General features: G+C 50.6%; 17 protein-coding genes and 1 pseudogene. 13 read left to right on the top strand and 5 right to left on the bottom strand.

Features of this window, described 5'->3' with window-relative positions:
- Nucleotides 1-864, top strand: coding sequence for an aldo/keto reductase (locus tag EKM99_RS13185; RefSeq protein ID WP_225419873.1), 864 nt, complete (start codon nucleotides 1-3; stop codon nucleotides 862-864).
- 188 nt (nucleotides 865-1,052) lie between these two features.
- On the opposite strand, the gene EKM99_RS13180 is transcribed toward EKM99_RS13185, so the two are convergent.
- Nucleotides 1,053-1,286, bottom strand: a complete 234-nt coding sequence (locus tag EKM99_RS13180; protein WP_125583879.1) for an AbrB/MazE/SpoVT family DNA-binding domain-containing protein — start codon at nucleotides 1,284-1,286, stop codon at nucleotides 1,053-1,055.
- Nucleotides 1,287-1,444: 158 nt separating this feature from the next.
- Here EKM99_RS13180 and EKM99_RS15885 point away from each other — a divergent pair, with 158 nt between their 5' ends.
- Nucleotides 1,445-1,594 (top strand): hypothetical protein, encoded by a 150-nt coding sequence (locus tag EKM99_RS15885; protein WP_164511609.1) that lies wholly within the window; start codon nucleotides 1,445-1,447, stop codon nucleotides 1,592-1,594.
- Between the two features lie 156 nt (nucleotides 1,595-1,750).
- On the opposite strand, the gene EKM99_RS13175 is transcribed toward EKM99_RS15885, so the two are convergent.
- Nucleotides 1,751-3,661, bottom strand: a complete 1,911-nt coding sequence (locus EKM99_RS13175; protein ID WP_125583878.1) for an ABC transporter ATP-binding protein/permease — start codon at nucleotides 3,659-3,661, stop codon at nucleotides 1,751-1,753.
- A 320-nt stretch (nucleotides 3,662-3,981) separates the two neighbouring features.
- Here EKM99_RS13175 and EKM99_RS13170 point away from each other — a divergent pair, with 320 nt between their 5' ends.
- A complete protein-coding gene (locus EKM99_RS13170) occupies nucleotides 3,982-4,560 on the top strand; it encodes a TetR family transcriptional regulator (RefSeq protein ID WP_125583877.1) in 579 nt (192 codons plus the stop codon).
- Between the two features lie 214 nt (nucleotides 4,561-4,774).
- Here the strand turns inward: EKM99_RS13170 and EKM99_RS13165 are convergent, their stop codons facing one another.
- Nucleotides 4,775-5,176 (bottom strand): winged helix-turn-helix transcriptional regulator, encoded by a 402-nt coding sequence (locus EKM99_RS13165; RefSeq protein WP_125583876.1) that lies wholly within the window; start codon nucleotides 5,174-5,176, stop codon nucleotides 4,775-4,777.
- A gap of 102 nt (nucleotides 5,177-5,278) precedes the next feature.
- On the opposite strand from EKM99_RS13165, the gene EKM99_RS13160 reads away from it, so the two are divergent.
- Both EKM99_RS13160 and EKM99_RS13155 read left to right on the top strand, forming a co-directional pair.
- Complete coding sequence (locus EKM99_RS13160) at nucleotides 5,279-6,241, top strand: 2-hydroxyacid dehydrogenase family protein (RefSeq protein ID WP_125583875.1); 963 nt, start codon at nucleotides 5,279-5,281, stop codon at nucleotides 6,239-6,241.
- A 215-nt stretch (nucleotides 6,242-6,456) separates the two neighbouring features.
- On the top strand, nucleotides 6,457-6,729 hold the full coding sequence (locus tag EKM99_RS13155) for a hypothetical protein (protein ID WP_125583874.1): 273 nt from the start codon (nucleotides 6,457-6,459) through the stop codon (nucleotides 6,727-6,729).
- 83 nt (nucleotides 6,730-6,812) lie between these two features.
- Here the strand turns inward: EKM99_RS13155 and EKM99_RS13150 are convergent, their stop codons facing one another.
- Complete coding sequence (locus EKM99_RS13150) at nucleotides 6,813-7,295, bottom strand: GNAT family N-acetyltransferase (protein ID WP_125583873.1); 483 nt, start codon at nucleotides 7,293-7,295, stop codon at nucleotides 6,813-6,815.
- 154 nt (nucleotides 7,296-7,449) lie between these two features.
- Between EKM99_RS13150 and EKM99_RS13145 the strand changes: the two genes are divergently transcribed.
- From EKM99_RS13145 to EKM99_RS13135, 3 genes are all read left to right on the top strand, one after another.
- The gene (locus tag EKM99_RS13145; RefSeq protein WP_125583872.1) at nucleotides 7,450-8,340 is read left to right on the top strand and encodes a LysR family transcriptional regulator; all 891 of its coding nucleotides are present in this window, start codon (nucleotides 7,450-7,452) and stop codon (nucleotides 8,338-8,340) included.
- Nucleotides 8,341-8,635: 295 nt separating this feature from the next.
- Nucleotides 8,636-9,604, top strand: a complete 969-nt coding sequence (locus tag EKM99_RS13140) for a helix-turn-helix transcriptional regulator (RefSeq protein ID WP_125583871.1) — start codon at nucleotides 8,636-8,638, stop codon at nucleotides 9,602-9,604.
- Between the two features lie 215 nt (nucleotides 9,605-9,819).
- Nucleotides 9,820-10,764 carry a restriction endonuclease gene (locus EKM99_RS13135; protein WP_125583870.1) on the top strand — a complete coding sequence of 315 codons (945 nt, stop codon included), beginning with the start codon at nucleotides 9,820-9,822 and terminating at the stop codon, nucleotides 10,762-10,764.
- Nucleotides 10,765-11,072: 308 nt separating this feature from the next.
- Here EKM99_RS13135 and EKM99_RS13130 read toward each other — a convergent pair whose 3' ends face one another.
- Nucleotides 11,073-12,158 (bottom strand): family 20 glycosylhydrolase, encoded by a 1,086-nt coding sequence (locus EKM99_RS13130; protein WP_125583869.1) that lies wholly within the window; start codon nucleotides 12,156-12,158, stop codon nucleotides 11,073-11,075.
- Between the two features lie 532 nt (nucleotides 12,159-12,690).
- On the opposite strand from EKM99_RS13130, the gene brnQ reads away from it, so the two are divergent.
- From brnQ to EKM99_RS13105, 5 genes and pseudogenes are all read left to right on the top strand, one after another.
- Nucleotides 12,691-14,076 carry a branched-chain amino acid transport system II carrier protein gene (brnQ, locus tag EKM99_RS13125; RefSeq protein ID WP_125583868.1) on the top strand — a complete coding sequence of 462 codons (1,386 nt, stop codon included), beginning with the start codon at nucleotides 12,691-12,693 and terminating at the stop codon, nucleotides 14,074-14,076.
- A gap of 262 nt (nucleotides 14,077-14,338) precedes the next feature.
- The gene (locus EKM99_RS13120; protein WP_125583867.1) at nucleotides 14,339-14,932 is read left to right on the top strand and encodes a DUF1819 family protein; all 594 of its coding nucleotides are present in this window, start codon (nucleotides 14,339-14,341) and stop codon (nucleotides 14,930-14,932) included.
- A 1-nt stretch (nucleotide 14,933) separates the two neighbouring features.
- Nucleotides 14,934-15,512: a DUF1788 domain-containing protein gene (locus EKM99_RS13115; protein WP_125583866.1), complete on the top strand. Its 579-nt coding sequence runs from the start codon at nucleotides 14,934-14,936 to the stop codon at nucleotides 15,510-15,512.
- 12 nt (nucleotides 15,513-15,524) lie between these two features.
- The gene (brxC, locus tag EKM99_RS13110) at nucleotides 15,525-19,187 is read left to right on the top strand and encodes a BREX system P-loop protein BrxC (protein ID WP_125583865.1); all 3,663 of its coding nucleotides are present in this window, start codon (nucleotides 15,525-15,527) and stop codon (nucleotides 19,185-19,187) included.
- A 32-nt stretch (nucleotides 19,188-19,219) separates the two neighbouring features.
- A pseudogene (locus EKM99_RS13105) lies at nucleotides 19,220-19,953 on the top strand (BREX-1 system adenine-specific DNA-methyltransferase PglX); the annotation flags it as partial.

Below are 19,953 nucleotides of genomic sequence, written 5' to 3'. Positions count from 1 at the left end.
ATGGATATGACAGCAACTTACACGTTAAACAATGGATACAAGATTCCAGTCGTTGGCTTTGGCACCATCATTCCCGATGGCCCGGATACGGTGAAGGCGGTTAAGGATGCCATCAAGAGCGGCTACCGATTGATCGATACGGCCGAGGCTTATGGCAACGAAGTTAGTGTCGGCCAAGGGATTCGTGAAGCCATGGCTGAAAATGGCTTGCAGCGGTCGGATGTGTTGGTCAGCACCAAGGCTTGGTTCACGCACCGTGGCTATGACGGTACGGTTAAGGCTTTCAACGATTCCTTGGCCCGGTTAGACTTGGACTACGTGGACGTCTACCTGATTCACTGGCCTGTTAATGCCAAATGGCATGATGACTGGCGTGAGCTGAACGCAGATACTTGGCGCGCGTTGGAGGACCTTTACAAGGCCGGCAAAATTAAAGCGATTGGCGTGTCCAACTTCTTGGATCACCACTTACAAGCATTGATTGAGGATACTGAGATTAAGCCAATGCTGGACCAAATTGAGTACCATCCCGGGTTTGCCCAAACGGCTACGGCTGAATTTGCCCAAGCCAATGACATTCAGGTTGAGGCGTGGAGTCCGTTTGGTGGACCCGACAGTAATGTTCTGACGGAAGCGACGGTCAATTCGATTGCGACGAAGTACGGCAAGCAACCGGGCCAAGTCATCTTGCGGTGGTTGATTCAAAAGCAGATTATTCCGTTGACGAAGTCGGTGAGCCCGGCACACATGGCGGCTAACTTGGATGACTTTGACTTCAACTTAACCGACGAAGAGATGGCGGCGATTGATGCGGCACCATTCAGCGGCGGGATGCAGTTTGATCCGGACACGGCGCAGTCTTAAGGGTGAATTGCAGATATAAATTAAAGATGGCTGATTCCGATTGGAGTCAGCCATCTTTTTATGGACTCAGAAAAGGGTACACGAAAAAACCGCCATGCCAATTCAGGCACAGTAGTTTTTAGTGACCCGTTTGGATACGACAGGTATCTCAGTTGCTAGCATTATACTAACGCACGAATTTTTAACTGTTAATCTCCGTTTCCTGTGTCACGGTTTCCGTCATCTTGCCAACCAGCAAAGAGTTCGTGAATATCTCTGGGCCGTTTCGGAACTGGCGTGAGGACAATTGACTTATCCTGAATGGTGAGTATGAACTCTTGATCATCCGTCAAATGTAATTGGTTAATCACACTGTTGGGAATGATAACTGCTTGTGAGTTGTCCCATTTTGTTAAATAAACACGTTCATTAATCGCTGCCATGGGTTAGTGCCCCCCCGCCTTCTCTATTTAGAATGAGTATGGCCGATGTAGATGCAAAACGCAGTTGGTTAGCCTCACAAACCGCTGAACTGGCAAGGCCCACAGCACTTGGGTTATAATGACGTCAATACAAAATACCAATCAAGGTGGTACCGACCATGAAATATATAATTTTCACCTGTGAGCTAATCGCCATTGGCGCCTGGCTATACTTCGGCGCTGCCTTTTCAATCGTCCTGAAAGTCGTGGGCGTGCTGGTCATTATTGGTCTTTCCCAGCTGATTCATTCGTGGTTGGGCGCACGTTAGGTTCCACCGAACACAGAATGAGCTTCGCTGATAAATGCCAATAGTACCAGCACATTGACGCCATTTTCACCGGGCGTCTTTTCTTTTGGAGCCACTTTACCTAACGTCAGCAAAAAGGCCGTGACAAATCGCCACAGCCTAATGCAACCGACACTATTATTCGTACGACAACGCTTCAATTGGATCCAGCTTAGCGGCTTTCCGAGCCGGTGCCCAAGCGGCAATTAAACTGATGAGCACGCCGACTAAGATGGCGAAGAGCATGAAGCCGGGCGCCACCTGGATGATGCTGTAGTGCACGAAACCCTTGGCAGCGGCGTTGATTGCGAGTCCCAGTAGTTCGGCGAAGACGAGGCCGAGCACACTGTACAGGAGGCCGAGGATCATGGCTTCGGAGACGAAGAGCGCCCGAATATCCGCCTTGCGGACGCCTAACGCCCGGAGAATCCCAATTTCCTTGGTTCGGGTGCCGACACTAATGTAGAGCACAACAATAATCATAATAGCGGAAACAATCAGCGAGATGGCGGCAATCCCGGCGAGCACGTAGGAGGCCAGGGAAACGTACTGGTTAATCGTGTTGATGTAGGAGCCGACCCCGGTCAACTTATAGTTCAGCTTCTTTGCCTGAGCTTCAAAGGTCTTGACGTCCTTGAGTTGGTGGACCGTCACGGCAAGAAAGGTTGGTTTGAGCGTCACGTCCTGGGCCTTCGCCATGTTGGCCACCGTTTGCCAGCTCAGAACGGCCGTGTTACTGGACTTGGTGAAGCCGACCACGCTGACTTGCTTCTTTAACAGGACGGGGCGTTGGTGGGCGTCAGTCGCGTTGACGTACACCGTCACGGTTTTGCCGAGTAATGCCTGGTAGTGGTGCTTGTTGTATTTCTTAGCGATGTCGCGGCTGAGGACAATCGTGTTGGTGCGCGTCGGGTTCTGCCCCTTGATCAGGTTCTTGCGCAAGAATGTCCGATTGTAAGTCTGGGAGTAGGAGGTCGTCACGTTGCGGCCGTGGTACTGAACCTGGACGCTGGGCATGAAGAAACCCTTCTCCACGTGGGTGACGTGGCTGAGGCCTTTCAGTTGCGCCACGTCTTTAGCAGTCATTTGCACGGCCGCGGTGTTGCCGTCCTTGACCTTGTGCGTGACCTCGCTGGTGGTCGGGTTCAGGTTACCACTGATTTCGTGGCTGATGTATCCGCCGATGCCCCGGCCGAGCGCCAGCATGAGCACGACGCTGAAGATGCCGACCGCGCCGCCCAGTGTGATGAGCAAATTGGTGCCAAAGTTGCGCTGCATATGTTTCAGGGCCATTTGAATGATGGCACGAAAGCGGAGGTGGCGGCTCTTTAACGCGGGACTCTGGGTGGCGTCACTGTAGGGCATCTTCAACGTTTCATCGCGATCGAGAATGCCGTGGTCCAAGTGAACGATCCGCGTGCCGTGCGTGGCGACGGCTTGAGAGTGGGTGACGGCAATCACCAGCTTTCCCTGCGCGGCAATGGTATCCAGCAATTTTAAAATTTCCTGGGTGTTCTGCTCGTCCAAAGCGCCAGTCGGTTCGTCTGCGATAATAATTTGTGGATCGGTCGCCAGGGCCCGGGCAATCGCCACCCGTTGCTTTTGCCCACCGGAAAGCTGATTGGGGTACACGTTTTCACGTTTAGCCAGACCGACTTCGGCCAACAAGTGCTGGGCTTTAGCGACCTGATCCGCGTGCGGGAGGGTGGTCATTTCCAGGCCGACCAAGACGTTTTCCAGAATCGTGAGGTGACTGATCAGATTGAACGATTGAAAAATAAAACCGACATTTTCGCGGCGATACTGGTCGAGCTCGCGTTCATTCATCTGGCTAAGTGAGCGCCCGTTAATGCTGACGTCGCCGGTGTAATCGCTATCCAGCCCGGCAATGATGTTCATCAGCGTTGACTTCCCGCCACCGGATTCGCCGACAATGGAAACGAACTCGCCGGGACCAAACGTGGCGTTGATGCCATTTAACACGGCCAGCGCGGTGCCGTCCGCTAAGTGATACGATTTGTGGATATTGTTAATCTCTAAAAAATTCATGAAATTCCCCCTGAAGTGAATTGGCCTAACACTGTTAGACTGATGGCAAAAAATTATTTTCGATCCTCATGCGACTGCTTGAACGTGGCATCCATGCCCTTTAACGTGACCGCGGTGAAGAAAATACCAACCATGATAATTGAAACCGTAATAATAACAATCATTTGTAACCCCTCCAATTTAAAATTCAGTGGCTAACCTAACACCGTTAGCTTTATGACCATATTCTAACACCGTTAGGCTATCTGTCAAGTCCTTTTGGCAAAAAATCGTGGTATACTGGTGGCATAAACTAACGATGTTAGATTGGAGACGACGACATGAAACTTGATCGGCAAACGATTCAACTAGCAGCGATTACGCTGTTGAATGAAACTGGTCTGGAGACGCTTTCCATGCGAACACTGGCGAAGTCGCTGGACGTGAAGGCGGCCTCCCTGTATTTTCATTTTAAAAATAAGGATGAATTGATGGAAGGCATCGCTGAGCTCATTTCTGGGCGAATCAGTCAGCGCTTAGCCAAGGTTAAAGACTGTGATTTTTACCAGTTGGCGCATATCTTGCGAGAAGAGTTAAAGCGGGTGAATGACTCGCCCAAAATTTTCGAAATTACCTACCCGTTTACGCCTAACCGGACGAAATTAATTTTGCTGGGGATGCAACTGATGCAGGACCTGGGCGTGGATCAGCGCCATTTGACGGTTGCGGGGAATATGGGCAATAACTTTGTCCTGTCTTACGTGGCTGACGAACAGTACTTTGCCCGGGGCACCCAGCGGCAGATGCCCGCCGAGTTTGCGGCACAGTTTCCTTCACCAATTGACTTGGCCAATCCGGATGAGGCTTTTGACTACGGCCTGGATATCTTTATTCATGGGTTGCAGGCGACGACTAAGTAACGGGGGTTGCGTCGACAAGCGGGTGAAATAAGTTTCCATGATAAATAGCAACGGCACAGACAATCGTCAGGGTTGTCTGGGTCGTTGCTATTTGGGTTAGCTGTGAAAAAATTGCGCGATTGTCTGTGCTCTAGCGTTTCCAACGGGGGCGGCCAGAGGGGTAATCCAGCACTGGTTGTCCAGAACAACGAGTGTAAGCCCTTACGATAGCTGGCTACTTCTTCACCGTTCCCAAGCCAAATTTCACGTTATCCAAGTGGAGCTCGTGCAGGCGCTGGTCACCCCAATCGTACATGGCATCAATGATCGGTAGGAGCGATTCACCCAGTGGCGTCAGGGAGTACGCCGTTTTGACGCGGGGGCCACCGTCTTCTTCCTGGCGGTTGAGCAGGCCATCTGCCACCAGTTCCTTTAGCTTCTTGGCGAGTTCCTTGTGGGAGGCGTGGGGCAATAGGTCCTGAAGCTGGTAAAAGTAGTAGGTGCCCTCATGCCCCAGGTGATAAATGATGTTGACCTTCCATTTGCCGTTAAACATGGCCAGCGTGAACTCCTTGCGGCAGGTGTAATCGCCGTCCCGTAGCCGTTGTTGCACGAGTTTGCGAACCGAATCAGTCATCCTAATACCTTCCTTTGCTGCACCGGTAACTAAAAAGTGCGTTATTGTGGGGATCCCGAATTGGGCTTAAGCTAAGTGTATCAAATATTAGGAGGCAAAATCATGACAAAAGTTTATTTATCAGCCCAATTTCCGGAAGTTGCGTTAACTAAGCTGCGTGACAATGGTTTGGACGTCGAAAGTTATACGGGTGCGGGACTCATTTCCCACGCGGAGTTGTTAAGCAAGGTCGCGACGGCAGACTACCTGATCACGACCCTCTCCACCATGGTTGACCAAGAAATTATTGATGCGGCGCCCAAGCTTAAGTTGATTGCCAATTTTGGTGCTGGCTTTAACAATATTGACAGCGCTTACGCCAAATCTAAAGGCATCCCGGTTACCAACACACCCAAGGTTTCGACGAATGCGGTCGCTGAACTGACGATTAGTCTGATTTTAGATCTGAGCCATCGCGTCATTGAAGGCGACCAGCAGATGCGGACCACCGGCTTTCCTGGCTGGGCACCGCTCTACTTCCTGGGCCACGAGATTGCCGGTAAGACGCTGGGCATCGTGGGCCTCGGCAACATTGGCCAGGAGGTTGCGCGCAAGGCGACGGCGCTGGGGATGACGGTGACTTACTTTACGCCTCACCAGCTGTCACCGGAGGCAGAACAACAGTTAAACGTGACCTACCAGCCGTTTGACGCCCTGGTCAAGTCCAGCGACTTCATCAGCATCAACGCGCCACTCACGCCAGAAACGAAGCACCAATTTGACGCGGCGGTCTTGGGTGAAATGAAGGCCACGGCCTGCCTGATCAACGTTGGGCGGGGGCCAATTATTGACGAGACCGCGCTGTTAAAGGCGCTACAAAACAATGAAATTGGCGGGGCCGCACTGGACGTTTACGAAAATGAACCGAACGTGGACCAAGCCTTCACCCAGCTGAAGAACGTGGTTTTGACGCCGCACATCGGCAACGCCACGGTCGAGGCCCGCAACGCCATGGCAGACATCGTCGCCAGCAACGTGGTCTTGATGGCTCAGGGGCAGACGCCAAAGTACGTGGTGAACGCTTAGGGGTTGAAATATAATCGAAGTGATAAATCGTTCTGGAGGTGGCTGCCTTTAGAACGATTTTTTTGATGGCGGTTACGCCCCAACAGTATACCAAGCCCTCAGTAAATGGGCAGGAGACCCACCCGAATTTCCGGCTGGTCTTATAGTGGAGACGCAGTGAAGATAACGCGGTGGATCCACCGTGACCAGTCGCGTGGTTGAGGGGAGTAAGGGATATGCAGTTGAAAAATTTAGGGTTTGTCGTTGGTGTGGTCCTGGTAGCGGGTGCTGGTTTGATGATTGCAACCAATTGCCCAGAGAATCGAGCAGCGGCCGCGACGGTGCCGCAAGCCGTTCAGTTGGCGGATCGGCCGGCACCAGCGGAAGCCAAGTCCAGTGTGTTGGCGCCAACCGGTCGGGTCAGTGAGGCGCGAACCAACGCACAACGCCAGCCAGTCCAACCGGGGGATCACGGGGGAACCAGCGCGCCGACGGGTGAGGCAGTTTAGCAGCGAATTCAAAAAGAGGTTGTGACAGTTGCCACAGCCTCTATTTTGATGCGCTCTGAAACTTGAACGTACAGTGAAGATAATTACAGATCCTTCATGAAAAACAGGGAGTCCCGGTCCGGATAGTCGTAATGAATCGGCACCGCCGTCCGCGGGATTTCAGTGAAGCCGTTCTTGCGGTAAAAATGGTGGGCCCGCAGGCAGTTTGCCGGGGTATCCAATAGAATGTGTTGCAGGTGACTGTCGCTGGCTGCGGTTAATAACGTGGTAAATAATTGATGGGAAACACCGTGAGCGGCGCCGCGATAGTCTTGGTGGACGAAGAACTTTTTGAGCACGCCGTACTGGCTGTCCTCGCGCAACAGGCCAATCGTGCCCACCACGTCGTCCGTGTCGTTGACGGCAATCCAAAAGCCACTCTGATTGTTTAGGTAGTGGCCCGAAATGTCTGCCATGTCGGGCTGTTCTTCTAGTGACAGGTCAACCTTGTTGTCAAAGTTTTGAAGATACAGGATCAGGGCAATCACTTGATTGCGGTATTTCGGGGTATACATTTTAATTTGCATTTGCGACCATCTCTCTCTCGAGCCTGCGTTTGACAGGCGTTAGGTTATTTCCTATACTAGGGCACAACGATGGTTCAGTCTAATTGAAATGTTAAAACTAATGATTCGATATTTTCGATGAAACGAGCTCAAGTCCAGAAGGGAAGGCATCATCGTGGATATTAAAGCACTCAAAACGCTGCGGGCAATTGCGGAGACTGGCAGCTTTCAGGCCGCCGCTAACAAATTAAATTATGCCCAGTCGACCGTGACGTTTCAGGTCCAGCAGTTGGAACAGGAACTGACGCTCCAACTCTTTGAAAAGGTCGGCCGCAAAATGGTCTTCACCCAGGCTGGCAAGGACCTCCTGCCGTCAATCGACAGTATCCTGGGAACCGTGACCGCCATGAAAAATTACGGCAAGGCCGCCGACGCGCTGACGGGGGAGCTGCGGATTGCGATTCCGGACACTCTGCTGACGTATAGAATGCAGCCGATTCTGCAGGCCTTTCACGCTGCGGCGCCGGCCGTACAACTCTCCTTGCAGATGGCCAACTGCTTCACCATTCCCCAGCGGGTCGCCAACGGAACGGTCGACCTGGGCGTGCACTACGACGTGGGCGGTTACGGGGCGAACATGGTGGTGGAGCGGTTGCAGGAGTTCCCCTTAGTCCTGGTAGCCAGCACTAAGCGGGACCCGGCAACGGTGAATTTGCAAGTGACTCACCAACGCCTAGACTGTGCGCTGATCACCGACGACCGCGAAAGCATTTATCATAAACGCTTTGCCGCGGCGATTGCTGAACGAGACATCAGTTTTCCCCATTTCCTAGAGATTGGTAGCGTGGAAGCCGTGAAGCAGAGCGTGATCAGTGATTTGGGAGTGGCCTACCTGCCCCAGTTTGTGGTCCAACCGGAATTGGATGCCGGCAAGCTCCAGGTTCTACCCACGGCGTTTGCCCACGAGACGCTCACGGCCGTCTACATTCACCGGAAGAGTAAGTGGCAATCACCCTTGTTTAGGAAATTTATTCAGACGTTGGTGGGAGCGTTTGGGGCGGAATAATCGTTCGGAACAGTTTAAGCGGATTTAATCGGGACCGCCAACTTTCACACAGAGGTTGGTGGTCTTTTTGTACACGCAGAAACGGATAACAAACGACAGATAGTGGCGAAGATTGTTAATCACCGCGACTGACCGCGACCAATAATTATTTTTCTAATCGAATTTACAACGATCTTTTCCTAACGACATATTGTGTCGTGGGTACTTTGTATACTGAACCCAGCAATCAAGAATGAAAACAAGTTCGGCCAAAGATCACGGCTGGCGTGTCAGATAAAATAAGGAGGTCGTTGCAATGAAGGGTCGCGAACGCGCAACAGATGTGTTAGTAAAATTAATGGCCGGTGAAAAAATTACCACAGATGTGGACGGCAAGGCCTATTACCAGGTATCCGAGCGGAGCCTGGAACGGGATACAAAATTAATTCGGGAGACGTTGGCCGCCAACGAGGCGGACTACCAACTACGGCAGAAGGGGAAAACCTATTGGTTAACGCGGGATGGCACATTGGCGAGCGAAGAAATCTTGGCGTTGCTCAAGATTGTGATTGGCACGCGGGCCTTGACGCGCGATGAATTGGTACGGGTGAAGGACCATCTGCTGGAACTCGTGTCTGACGCAGAGCGACCGGTGATGCAGAAATTAATTAGTACCACACTGGTCCAGTACACGCCCCTATTTTCAAACGGCGACCACGAAATTTTGCCGCGGCTCAAGGACTTTGCCGCTTGGGTCGCTAAGAAGACGCCAATTAAGTTTCACTACCGCAGCAGTGTGCCCGATGCCAAGGGTCGGACGCTGGCGAAACCCGGGAGTGGCGTGCCGTTGAGCATCTACTTCGCCGATTTCTACTTCTACGTGGTACTGTACATTCCGGAGCAAAATGACAGCCGGATTTACCGTTTGGACCGCTTCCAGGATGCCCGGGCGACACGCACGGTGATTAAGGTGCCTAGCGATAAGAAAATTGATGAAGGCGCTTTGCGTAACCGGACGTATCTCCTGAGCGGTGGCTCGGACACGCCGTACGAGTTCCGCTACTGGGGCTACCCGCAAACGGCACTGGACAAGCTACCGAACTCCCGCATTACGGATTGGAACCGGGCAGATGGTAGCGTCACGATTAAGGGCGACCATTTGGCATCGCAGGGCGCATTGTTGTGGGTGTTGAGCCAGGGCGCCCAGATTCAGGTGATGGCGCCGCAGTCGTTGGTGACCGCCGTGAAGGATGAACTGGCGAGGACGTTGAAGCACTACGGGTAAGAGACGGGACTGAAATAGGACGTAGCCGAGAATGGCTACGTCTTATTTAGCATGCTTATGTGGAAATAGTACCGGTCTAACAGTGTGTGAGCTGCAGGGAAGGTGAAAATGAGAGACTAAATTGTAAACAACTTAGGTCGACTTATTCAGGTGAAACGGCTATCATGAGAAGGAATACATACGGGTAAGCGCTGGATGGAGAAAGGGTGTAGGGAATGGATTACCGACAACTAAAGTTGGGGAAGCACGGTCTGCCAACGTGGGATGCTTTGGCACCATTAGTAATTAAGCTAGCTGATCAACAAACGGAGTGGCACGGGAAGGAACTCAACGTGGCTGTTGCCGATGAACTGGATTTGCCTGACGAATTACGACATTTAACCTATCCCAATCACCAAAATATCATTGAAAATCGGGTGGGGTGGGCGGTTAGTGATCTGACGCTTGCTGGATTGTTACAGCGAATACGCCGGGGCTACTATCGCATTACTGATTTGGGGCAAACCTTGTTGGCAGGCGACCAGTTGCTTGACCAGAACTTAATTCATCAACAGCCAAAGTATCGGCAACATCAACAAGACCTGCAGGAACGGCAAGAACGCAATCAAGTCCATGATGTGGCAGAAGCGGAGACTGAGGCAGAACCTATTTCGGCGGCGAATGATTTGGCGCAGCAGGTTCAGGCCTACAACGCCGAGGTTGCAACTGACTTGCTCCAAAGAATCCGTGAGTCCGCACCCGAATTTTTTGAAAATTTAGTTGTTAAATTATTGGTGGCTATGGGGTATAAGGGCCCCAATGGTTCAGCGTGGGTGACACAATTAAGTAACGATGGTGGGATTGATGGCGTGATTAACCAGGATGCGCTGGGAACCAGCACCGTGTACGTTCAGGCGAAACGGTATGAAGAGGTCAATACCGTTCAGCGACCAGCTATCGATTCGTTTTATGGGGCGCTGTCACGGAACCACGCAGATCGGGGCGTTTTTATTACAACGTCAAGTTTTTCAAAAAAGGCGGCCGAAACGGCAAAGGGGTTTTCAATCGTGTTAGTGGATGGCATCCAGTTAACCGAATTGATGTTGCAATACCACGTTGGCGTCCAGGTGAAGCAACAGTTTACGCTGTTTCAGATCGATAAAGATTTCTTTGAAGACTGAGACGGGGCAATGGAAATTTGCTAGCCTTGGTCAGCTTGTGGGGATTAAGGTTCAGTGCATAAGAGCGTAAATAAATTGGCCTCAACAATCAGTTCTGATCGTTGAGGCCAATTTTTGTGACGGGCGGGAAGTCATTTTAGAATATCCGCCGCTTGCCGTAGATTGAACAGCAATGTTAACCGGAGGAAGCCAGGGACGGAGCCAGTTGAGGTGGAAGCCGGTTCTTTGGCTGGAACCGGCATAGCAGGCGGAGCTCCCTGGAAGCCGCAGGTGAGCCAGTTAGGCCAATCTAACGCGTTAACCAGCCGTTATTTCGGTACTTCCAACCGGTGGATAAAGTCGGTGATGGTCTTCGTACTGACGCTTTGCGCGTCGTGGCCCCACAGGCTGACCAGCGTTCCGGTCGTTTTAACGCCGGGCTCGTACGTCTTATCCTTGTTCACGCCGTCCGCAGTGATTTCATTGAACAGCGTTGGCCGGTAGGAATCGCGGAGGTAGTCAATGAAATACTGGTCGTTGGCGGCGTTGCCCATGTACTGGAATTGGTAATAGGTCGCGTAGCTATTGGCGTTGACGATGCCGCGCTTGGCCTTTAACAGGTCGGGCACGGACACGCGCTTGGCCCGGCGACTGGCCAGAACTTTCGCGCCGGAACGGTTGCCGGACTGTGACCAGTAATTGATCACAATGTTGGCGTCGAGCTTCTTCAGCTGGCTCTTCAACAGCGAATCGTTCCACACGACCGTCGTGAAGCCGCGTTTATTTTGAAATTGGTTAATCTGATTAATGAAACGGGTCAGTGACTGGTACATCTTCTCGGTCCCGGGAACTTCGTCGGCGCCGAGGAGAAAATTGCGCTTGGGCTGGCCCTTGAAGCTGGTATCAAGTTCTTGATAAATGGCCTTCACCACCGTGGCAGCGGACTTCTTGGTGTAATCCAGCGTCTGACTATCGAGCTTAACTTGCCGGTAGACCTTGGGATGCGACTTCTTCAGTTGGCGTAAAATGGCGCCGCTGTGCGAAGGCACGTCCACGGCTGGCACCAGCTGAACGTTGCGCGCGCTGGCAAATTTGACCAATTGTTTGAGCGCTTTCTGGGAGAGCACGGTCTTGGTGGCCTTGTTGCCCAGGTATTTCGATTGAAAACTCAGGTGCTCATTGTCACTCAGATTGAGGACGACATAATTAAATTTTTGATCGGCGGCGGCCTGAATAATCTGCTCGACGGCGTTCACCGTCATAGGCTTGCGGCCGAGGTCAATCAGCAGGCCCTGTTGATTAGGCAACGTGGATGCCGCAACCGCCGCGTGGGCGGGGACGGGACGCGTAATAAATAAAACGGTACTGAGCAGGACAACGAACAGGGTCAGGAACCAATGATTTTTCGGGTGCATGGCGCGCCTCCCAGCGTAATTTTTTTGAGTGTCCCCAGCATAGCGGTTCGAGGGGACTCTAGTCAACGAGATAGCTTGGGGATGGTCAGATTTGGTTGGGGTTAATTTGAAATGTGCGCGCTAATTTTGTCAACGAAAACAGCCGGTAGGTGGCGGGCGGGACGCGTAGTAAATATCTCTCATTTATTTTTAATTTACCCATTGCATTCTCATATTCATCGGCCTATAATACATCACAATACTTATAAAACGTTGAAGAAAGTAGTAGCGAATCCGTTGGTGCCTAGGGAGTCACGTGAAGTGGAAAGTGACCGCCAGGGGTTCGTGAAGGTTAATTCTGAGTTCGGTGGTTGAGAAGGCCATCGTGGTGGCCACCATTATTTGGCTAGCGGATGTTCGTCCGTGATGAGTGTGGTGGCCGCGGCCGTCACAAAAAGGTGGTACCGTTCTACTTGTAGAGCCCTTTTCCCGTAGTGGGAGAAGGGCTCTTTTGGCGTTTGCGGGTAAAAAATAAGAACTGGAGGAATTGATGATGGAAAATACACAAGCAACACCGAAACAAAGTTGGGGGCAATTACTAGTCGTCAGTTCCTTGATCTTCGGCATGTTCTTTGGGTCCGGCAACCTGATTTTTCCCGTTCACTTGGGCCAGATGGCGGGGTCAAACTGGTTCATGGCGGCGCTGGGCTTTGCCATTTCTGGCTCGCTGTTTCCGCTGCTAGCCATCATGGCGGTCGTGGTCACGAAGAGTGATGGCCTACTCGACCTGGCCCGTCCCGTGGGTAAACGGTACGCCGCGGTCTTCTTGATCCTGGTTCATTTGACCATCGGCCCGTTCTTCGCAACGCCCCGGACGGCCGCCACGGCTTATGAAATGGCCGCGCAACCCTTTATCCCTAAGAGTTTCTCGACGGTGGGCATGTTGCTGTTCACGGGCCTGTTCTTTGCCCTCACCTACGTGGCCGCGATGCACCAGAGTGCGCTGTTGAAAATTGTGGGCAAGTACCTGAACGCCGGCTTTCTGGCACTGCTGGCCGTCGTCTTCCTGGTGGCCTTTCTCAAGCCAATGGGCAGCTTGACCCAGACCCCCACGGCGACCTACCAGGCGAACGCCACGATTGGTGGGATGCTGGAGGGGTACAACACGTTGGATGCCGTGGCTTTATTGGCGTTGAGCGTCACCTTGATTCACGCGATTCGCGGCCTCGGCTATGAGGGTCGGGAGCTGACCAAATTAACCGCGAAGGCCGGTGTCATCAGCATTTCGTTGGAAGTCGTCATCTACTTTGGCCTGGTCCTACTGGGCGCCTTGAGCATGAGTGAGCTAAAGCTATCGGCAAATGGGGGCGTGGCGCTATCCCAAATCGTCGGCCACTATTTCAGTAGCGTGGGAACTCTGTTGCTGGGCGCGTTGGTCACGCTTGGGGTGTTGACCACGGCGATTGGGCTGGTCTCCTCGTTTGCACAGGACTTTCACAAGCTGTTTCCCAGAGTTAGCTACCGGACGTGGCTGCGGGTTACGACCAGCTTGTCCTTCCTGGTTGCCAACGCGGGCTTGAACACGATTATCAGCTGGTCGTTGCCGGTCCTGATGTTGATGTACCCGTTGGCGTTGGCGCTGATCCTGCTGTCCCTGACGGTGTCCAAGCGGCCGTACGCGGGGCTAGTGTACAAGGTAACGATTGCCTTCACGGTCTTACCGGCAATTTTGGACATGCTAAATAGTGCGCCGGCAATGATTACCAACCTGGCGCCGATTCAAGCGGCACTGAGTCTGTACCACCAATTCATCCCCTTTGCCAGCATGGGATTAGGCTGGCTGGTGCCAACGCTGATTGGCTTCTTCCTGAGCTTAATCTGGAGCCATCTGCGGCTCGCCGGTCAACGTGGGACGTTGCCGGAGCGGGAACGATTTTAACTGAGACGCAATTTTTGAAGGAATTCCTGCCGGGAGTGGTGGGAATTTTTTGTTTGGCGTGACGTTTCGCAACCGTATTCGGTAGTATGGAGAGACATGATAGCGCTGGTGGATGATTGATTTTGTTATAATAGCTATCTTTTTCCCTAAATTGTCCGGGAATGTTCATTAATTTCTCGGAAGTGTCGCACCCAGGCCATTAATCTTATATAATTAGGAAAGAAATTTCAGTAGAAACGGTGACGATGGGAGGAACTAGTCGATGCCACAATACAGTGCGTCAATGGTTTCACATTCATTTTGGTTCAACGAATTCTCACAATACTTGGAATTACGGGAACAGGGAAATGACGACGATGATATTCGGTATTTAGCTGTCGAAGATAATTGTTTTCAGCAACAATCAACGGCACGAGCAATTCGATTGGCACAGACTTTGAAGCGACGGGTTAGCGTTTTGGATGAAGACTATTTCGACCTCTTTCCGTCACTTGATCTCGCCAATCAGAAGCTAGTGAACCTGTCCACCAGTTTGCAATTGGATCCATTATTTGATGAATTTATGTATGAGGTCTACCGGAGTGAATTGCTTTTGGGGGATGCCAAGCTTTACAGTTACGAAGTTGAAGCGTTCTTTAACCAGAAGCAAGTTGAAAATCCCAAGGTGGCGTCCTGGACGGAACCGACAGTTCGCCGGCTGGCCGGTACTTACAAGACATTTTTACGAGAAGCAGGTTTACTCGAGGATCAGAGTGACTATGATCAGGTTAAACGACCACTGTTGGATACGAGATTAGAAGTTCTCTTACATACCAAAGGCTTGACCCGACAGTTAGCCGTATTTTTAGGGAGATAGCATGACAAAAACAGTAGAAAAACTCAAACACTTGCGAGAAAAGATAGCCGATCCAGACTTTCAACAGAGTCGGGGATTGTCGAATGAAGTCTCGTATTATATTTTAGCTTACGCGCCTCAGGATCAACCGTTAGTCACGGAAGAGGTCAGCAACATGCGTCAGCAGTTGAATCGCGAAACGGTTGGTATGGACATTGTGGAATTCAACCTGTACCAAATCATTTGGCAGTTACTGGATGACTTGGGCATCAAGGAAGATGCTTTGGCGATGGAAGCCAGCGATGGCATCGATTATCTGATTGAGCAGTTGAATAACGCCTTGGACATGACTAGCTCGGAAAATATGTTTGTGCAATACATGCAGCAGCATCTGCCCGAAGAACCGGTGATTGTGTTCGTCACAGGGGTTGGGGAGATTTTCCCACTGATTCGTGCGCATAAAGTCTTGAATACGATGCATCAAGTCATTAACAACGTTCCGGTGATATTTTTCTATCCGGGGATCTATGACAGTATAAGTCTCAGTATGTTTGGAGAATCCAAAGAGGATAACTACTACCGAGCATTTCAAATCAACTAGGGGAGAACCGCGATGAAGATTAAAGATATTTTTGCAAAATCCATTGATCGAAGTATTAAAGGTGTGATTACGATTGGCGACGAGCAAGACGCCAACGTTAAACAGGAACTGGAAGAATACGTAGTGACCAAGGAACTCGACGGCCACTTCAAAGATTTCTTTGCGGCATACGCAGAAGGCATTCAGCATGATACTACCAACATGGGTGTCTGGATCTCTGGATTCTTCGGTTCCGGGAAGTCTCACTTCTTGAAGATTTTAGCTTACCTTTTGGAAAATCGGGAGGTTGCTGGGAAGACGGCTTTGGACTACTTTGTGGATGATGCCAAGGTACACGACCAAGCGACTTTAGCCAACATGAAATTGGCAGCATCAGTACCTAATGAAGTCATGCTGTTTAACATTGATTCTAAAGCGAAGAATGGCAATAAGTCGGAGAAAGATGCGATTCTCAACGTCTTTCTGCAAGTCTTTAACGAGCAATTGAGATTATTTGGCGCTGACTTTTGGATTGCCGACCTGGAACGCGATTTGATTGCTCAGGGAAAATATGCCGAGTTCCAAGCCAAGTTCAAGGAATTGGATCGTCAAAACCGCGACTGGCTCGACGCACGGAACGCCTATGCCTTCTTAAAAGGTACCATCCGGGATACGCTGGTGGGCATTAACTTCATGTCCGAGGCAGATGCCGATGGCTTCATTGACCAGCTCAAAAAAGAATATCCAGTCAGTGTGGAGGGCTTTGCCAAACTGGTGAATCAGCATATTGAAGCCCAGGGTGAAAACTATCATATGGCATTCCTGGTTGATGAAGTTGGCCAGTACATTGGCTCTAGTCAACAACGGATGCTTAACCTGCAGAGTATTGTCGAGGATTTGGGAACTTACACGCACGGAAAAGCGTGGGTGATTGTGACCAGCCAACAGGCGATTGATAAGGTCACCAAGAACATTAACGGCCAAGATTTCTCCAAGATTCAAGGTCGGTTCAACACGCGGATTGCCATGTCTTCGGCCAACGTTGACGAGGTTATTCAGAAACGGTTGCTGTCCAAGACCGCCCCAAGTGAGCAGTTGTTGGAGACGACCTTTGATGAGAATCAACACGTCATTAATAACTTAATCAGCTTTGACGGTAAAGAAGAACGGAAGCGGTATGATAACGCAAAAATGTTTGCCGACCTCTATCCCTTTGTCCCGTACCAGGTGGTTTTACTGCAAGACACACTGACGGCTATCCGGGAAAATGGGTCAGATGGTAAGCATTTGGCCAATGGTGAACGGTCAATGCTGGCAGTGTTCCAGGAGTCTGCTCAGCGGGTAGAAAACGAAGATACGCGGGCCTTGGTGCCATTTAGCATCTTCTTCCAGGGACTGAGCCGCTTCTTGGATCACACGCATATGATTGTCATTCAACGGGCTCAGAATAATGAGCTGATCAATCCTAGTGGGGAAGACAATCCATTTGCCGTTCAGGTGCTGGAAACGTTATTTATGATTAAATACGTCCAAGACTTTGACGGAACACTGAACAATCTGGTGACCTTGATGATTGATTCAATTGATGCGGATCGGATCGAATTGGAAGCAAAGGTTAAAGCGGCCTTACAAGTTCTGCAAGAGCAAAATATTGTGGAGAAGACCAGTAAAGGGTACGAGTTCTTAACGGACGCCGAACAGGATATTAGCAAGCAAATTCAGCGCCAAGGGGTAGACTCTGGAGCCGTTTCGCAAGCAATTGGGGAGTACCTTTTTAGTTCCGAGGGCATTTCACGGCGGTACACGTATCCCAAGTTAAAGCAACAATATACGTTCGTCTTCAATGCATGGGTGGATGATCGGCCAGTTGGTAAGTCGATGCAGGATATTAATTTGAAAATTGTTACGGCAATGAATGAGGATAATCGAGCGGACAGTGAACTGCGGCGACAATCGACTTCACCAGAACAGCCGCAAATTATTATTGATTTGCCAGGTGAGTCGCAGTACGTGGATGATCAGCAGCAAGCTTTACGGATGCAGCAATTCATTTTGAGCCCGCAGGAACAGGCGCAAGATGCCCGGTCGCAGCGAATCATTGACGTTAAGAAGACGGAATTGCACGCACTGAATAAGCAAGTTATTGATGAGTTATTGGAAGCTTTGCAGCAGGCTAATATTTACGTTCAAGGCGATCGAATCGATGCGGGTAAGAAAGACTTCTTTACCAGTTTGGCGCAGGCCGAGGAACAGTTGATCGATGAAATTTATCGTAACCTGAGTTACATCGACGTGGTCAAACAGGATAGTGACGTGGTGGCGCTGTTTAAGGACACCGATGAGTTGGTCAAGACGACTGAAAACGAACGGGCCCTTCAGGCAGTTCTGGAGCGGATTATTCGTGATCATACCGGGCACAACAAGGTATCGTTTAAGTCTGTCTTAGAGCGTTTCAACAAAATTCCGTATGGGTATCGGGAGATTGATACGAAATGGTTGGTCGCCAAACTTTTCGCTGATGCTAAGCTAAAAGTTTACGTGAACGGTGAAGCGCTAAGTTTGCAGTCAGGACAGCCAGCCAACGAAATCGCGAAGTACTTCTTGAAACGGCAGTACCTGGATGCCGTACAAATGGAACCGCGGCAGGCCGTTAGCGAAGACAAGAAGAAGGACCTTCGCGAGGTGGCACTAGAACTCTTTAGCAAGCAAACCTTTAGTGATAATGAAGACGACACGATGATGCATGAACTGCAAGCCAGCCTGGACAACGCACGTAAGGCCTTGGATGTTTACTTGCAGAAGCCAGATTACTATCCCGGGCAAGACGTCCTGCGTACGGGTCGTGATCTGATGAAACAATTATTGGCACAAAAAGATACCGACCGGTTCTATGATTTGGTGAGCCAAAAGCGAGATGACCTGCTAGATTGGCACGATGATATGGATGACGGCGGAATCAACGAATTTTATCAAAGCGACACCCAACAGGAAATCTGGAAATCGGGCCACACCCAACAAGTGGTGTATGACCGTTCGCAAAGATTTGTCACTGGAACGGCCGTTAAGACGTTAATCAGTCAGATTGATAGTTTGATGAAGAAGCGGCCACAGGGGAATATTAAGAACCTGAAGGACCTAGTTCAGGAGTTCCAAGTCGCATTTAATGCGGAGTTTGACGCCGGGTTAGGCCGGGCACAACAAGATATTCAGAACGAACAAGCGGCTACCGAAGCCTATTGTGAAGATGAGCATTTGACGCCGGAGTTTGGTGACAGGATTCGGCAAGACTTTGAAGGGTTGCTGGATGATGCCCGTGAGGCGACGACTTTGAATGACCTGTTTATCATTCCACAACAGGCGACGGCAGTCCGGGTACGATTGGTCCACAAGATGGATCAGGTGTTGGCGGAACGGAAGCCCAAACCAGAGATTAAACCAGATGTTGTCACACCGGCCCCAAAAACTGGTTCAGATGGCAGCAATTCAACGGGGGACGATGATACTGATACAGTAACCCCTGATAAGGTCGTAGATAAGCGTGTGAAAGAACCACGAACTGTTAAGGCCATGGCCTTAGGGATTAATCAATCCTGGGAGCTGCATGATACAACTGACTTAGATGCTCAGATTGAGGGGCTACGTCAGGCGCTTGCGCGGCAGTTAGCGGCAAACGGGCCGATCAACTTTAAATTGTAATTGGAAATTTAGACAGAGTGAAGGAAGAGACTATGGATAAAACAGCAATCAAGAAATTTGCGATTGAAGCACGCCGTTCACTCATTGAAAGCATTAAGCTGAAGGCTGATTCCTTAGGGATTTCTGAAAAGGGCATAGCGGACAAGCTGGCTATCTCGACATCGGAAATTGAATACTATAAGGATGATCAGAATGGAATTACGGGCAAGGACATTAGCAAACGCCAACGATTAGTGACGGAGCTAAATCAACGGGCGCAGAAGAATGATTTTGCCACGGCCTTTCACGATCTCGTAGAAGAGGTTGCCTACACTTGGTTTAACCGAATCATTGCCATTCGTTTTATGGAAGTGAACGACTATTTACCCAGCCGGACACGGGTCTTGTCGAGCACAGAGAATCGGAATGAACCCGACATTATCGTGCACGCGCTGGATATTGCGAGTGACTTAGGTGGCTTCTCAGCCGCAGAAGAGACACTGATTAATCGGGCTTTAGATACGGAACAACCGACTGATCAGGATGCTGCGTACCAAATGCTATTCATCAAACAAGCCAATGCGTTGAACAAGAATCTCCCTTATTTATTCGAGACAACCAACGATTATGCTGAGTTATTGTTCACTCCAAACTATCACGACGGCGTCATTCAGCATTTGATCACCGACGTCAGCGCTGATGATTTTAATGTGGCCGTTGGTGGGCAGGTGGAGATTATTGGGTGGCTGTATCAGTATTATAATACTGAGCCGCACGATCAGGTGGT

Source organism: Levilactobacillus cerevisiae (assembly GCF_003946245.1).
GTDB classification, from domain to species: Bacteria; Bacillota; Bacilli; order Lactobacillales; family Lactobacillaceae; genus Levilactobacillus; species Levilactobacillus cerevisiae.
Note: the sequence above shows the minus strand (reverse complement) of the source record. Positions and strands in the feature narration are given on the sequence as shown.

Bases quoted from the DNA above. Each gene is read 5' to 3' on its own strand.
- EKM99_RS13115 (WP_125583866.1), top strand. From the start codon at position 14,934: ATGACAAAAACAGTAGAAAAACTCAAACACTTGCGAGAAAAGATAGCC.
- EKM99_RS13165 (WP_125583876.1), bottom strand. From the start codon at position 5,176: ATGACTGATTCGGTTCGCAAACTCGTGCAACAACGGCTACGGGACGGC.
- EKM99_RS15885 (WP_164511609.1), top strand. From the start codon at position 1,445: ATGAAATATATAATTTTCACCTGTGAGCTAATCGCCATTGGCGCCTGG.
- EKM99_RS13175 (WP_125583878.1), bottom strand. From the start codon at position 3,661: ATGAATTTTTTAGAGATTAACAATATCCACAAATCGTATCACTTAGCG.
- EKM99_RS13170 (WP_125583877.1), top strand. From the start codon at position 3,982: ATGAAACTTGATCGGCAAACGATTCAACTAGCAGCGATTACGCTGTTG.
- EKM99_RS13155 (WP_125583874.1), top strand. From the start codon at position 6,457: ATGCAGTTGAAAAATTTAGGGTTTGTCGTTGGTGTGGTCCTGGTAGCG.
- EKM99_RS13140 (WP_125583871.1), top strand. From the start codon at position 8,636: ATGAAGGGTCGCGAACGCGCAACAGATGTGTTAGTAAAATTAATGGCC.
- EKM99_RS13185 (WP_225419873.1), top strand. From the start codon at position 1: ATGGATATGACAGCAACTTACACGTTAAACAATGGATACAAGATTCCA.
- EKM99_RS13120 (WP_125583867.1), top strand. From the start codon at position 14,339: ATGCCACAATACAGTGCGTCAATGGTTTCACATTCATTTTGGTTCAAC.
- EKM99_RS13180 (WP_125583879.1), bottom strand. From the start codon at position 1,286: ATGGCAGCGATTAATGAACGTGTTTATTTAACAAAATGGGACAACTCA.
- EKM99_RS13150 (WP_125583873.1), bottom strand. From the start codon at position 7,295: ATGCAAATTAAAATGTATACCCCGAAATACCGCAATCAAGTGATTGCC.
- brnQ (WP_125583868.1), top strand. From the start codon at position 12,691: ATGGAAAATACACAAGCAACACCGAAACAAAGTTGGGGGCAATTACTA.
- brxC (WP_125583865.1), top strand. From the start codon at position 15,525: ATGAAGATTAAAGATATTTTTGCAAAATCCATTGATCGAAGTATTAAA.
- EKM99_RS13135 (WP_125583870.1), top strand. From the start codon at position 9,820: ATGGATTACCGACAACTAAAGTTGGGGAAGCACGGTCTGCCAACGTGG.
- EKM99_RS13130 (WP_125583869.1), bottom strand. From the start codon at position 12,158: ATGCACCCGAAAAATCATTGGTTCCTGACCCTGTTCGTTGTCCTGCTC.
- EKM99_RS13160 (WP_125583875.1), top strand. From the start codon at position 5,279: ATGACAAAAGTTTATTTATCAGCCCAATTTCCGGAAGTTGCGTTAACT.